Source organism: Gemmiger formicilis (assembly GCF_016901605.1).
In the GTDB taxonomy this organism is placed as follows: Bacteria; Bacillota; Clostridia; order Oscillospirales; family Ruminococcaceae; genus Gemmiger; species Gemmiger formicilis_B.
In genome coordinates this window covers 1-335 of record NZ_JACJKP010000540.1, presented here as the reverse complement: position 1 = coordinate 335, position 335 = coordinate 1, and the positions used below count along the sequence as shown (strand labels likewise).

The 335-nt window shown below is 50.1% G+C and carries 1 tRNA gene and 1 rRNA gene; both read left to right on the top strand.

From position 1 onward, the window contains the following. Nucleotides 1-70, top strand: a 16S ribosomal RNA gene (locus H6B10_RS15850); the annotation flags it as partial. Between the two features lie 156 nt (nucleotides 71-226). Further along, nucleotides 227-302, top strand: a tRNA-Ala gene (locus tag H6B10_RS15845). Nucleotides 303-335 lie beyond the last annotated feature (33 nt).

Below are 335 nucleotides of genomic sequence, written 5' to 3'. Positions count from 1 at the left end.
AAAACTGGTGATTGGGGTGAAGTCGTAACAAGGTAGCCGTATCGGAAGGTGCGGCTGGATCACCTCCTTTCTAGGGAGTCAGACATTCAGTCAAAGCTGGTCTTTGAGTGAATGAACAGGAAAGCAAGTTTCAGTATTGTTCAATTTTGAAGGCCCTGAAGTGCGAAAGCACGACAGACCTTCAGAAGCATAAGGGACAGCGAAACCCGAAACGCTGTAAAGGCGCGGGGGTATAGCTCAGTTGGGAGAGCACCTGCTTTGCAAGCAGGGGGTCAAGGGTTCGAATCCCTTTATCTCCACCATTTGGGCTGATAGCTCAGCTGGTTAGAGCACTC